This window comes from Hydrogenovibrio sp. 3SP14C1 (genome assembly GCF_029625905.1).
In the GTDB taxonomy this organism is placed as follows: Bacteria; Pseudomonadota; Gammaproteobacteria; order Thiomicrospirales; family Thiomicrospiraceae; genus Hydrogenovibrio.
In genome coordinates, this window is record NZ_JARTLM010000363.1 from 1 (window position 1) to 229 (window position 229).

The window sequence follows — 229 nt, forward strand, 5'->3', positions numbered from 1 at the left end:
GATAAGTCACCCCTTATTAAGGCTTTTTGGGTTGCGCGGCTTATTCCCTCCGGGAATTCTGGTGCCCGCGATCCGCGGAATACCACCGTCGGGTTCATCGCCTTGCCAAAGACACTTTCGTCTGGCTGATAAACTCGGGCTAAAAAGTCAGGATTCATTGGTTTGTCATAAAGCATGTTACTGCTCAAACCAAGCCGGCCCAGCGCCCCATCATTGTTACTGATGTCCT

General features: G+C 51.1%; 1 protein-coding gene. It reads right to left on the reverse strand.

The genetic code is table 11. The annotated features are described in order from the left end of the window. Positions 1–229 (reverse strand): hypothetical protein (locus P8629_RS12855; protein WP_278166467.1); only part of this gene is annotated, 229 nt, incomplete at both ends.